At 66.2% G+C, this 760-nt stretch carries 1 protein-coding gene; it reads left to right on the top strand.

The genetic code is table 11. The annotated features are described in order from the left end of the window. A partial coding sequence (locus QD356_RS17730) for a VCBS domain-containing protein (RefSeq protein WP_279878490.1) occupies nt 1–760 on the top strand: 760 nt, incomplete at both ends.

Below are 760 nucleotides of genomic sequence, written 5' to 3'. Positions count from 1 at the left end.
CCGATCTGCTCGGCATGCTGGGCGTGGATGCCGCGGCCATCATCGAGGGCACCGGCACTGACGGCAATCTCACCTGGAACTTCGACAGCAGCACGGTCGGGGAAGACTTTGACTACCTGGCGGCGGGTGAGGTGCTGACGCTGACCTATGAGGTAACGGTCACCGACACCGCCGGCGCGACGGACACCCAGAACGTCGTCATCACCATCACCGGCACCGACGATCTGCCGGTCATCTCCACCGATTCTGGCGCCGTGGCAGAAGACGGCACCCAGAGTGTCAGTGGCACGCTGACCGCGACGGACGCCGACAATGCCGACCTGGCCTTTGTCGCGGCCACCGACGGCAGCGACTACGGCACCTTCACGGTCGATGCCGCGGGCAACTGGACCTACGACCTCGCCAACGATGCCGAGGCGACCCAGGCGCTGGCCGCTGGCCAGACGGTCACCGAGCAATACACCGTCACGCTGAGCGATGACTCGACCACCACGGTCGACATCACCATCACCGGTGACAACGATGGTCCGGTGATCCGCGTGGACGCGGACGACAGTGCCGCCGCCAGTCTGACAGAAGCGAATGCGCCGCTGTCGGCCACGGGCACGCTGTCCGTGTCGGACGTGGATCTCACCGATAGCGTCACGCCGAGTGTCACCGGCGTCGACGCTGAGGGGGATATTGGCACGCTGTCCGAGGCCGATCTGCTCGGCATGCTGGGCGTGGATGCCGCGGCCATCATCGAGGGCACCGGCACTGA

It is taken from the genome of Cobetia sp. 2AS (assembly GCF_029846355.1).
Lineage (GTDB): Bacteria > Pseudomonadota > Gammaproteobacteria > Pseudomonadales > Halomonadaceae > Cobetia > Cobetia amphilecti.
The sequence above is the reverse complement of the archived record's forward strand: the minus strand, read 5'-3'. Positions and strand labels throughout refer to the sequence as shown.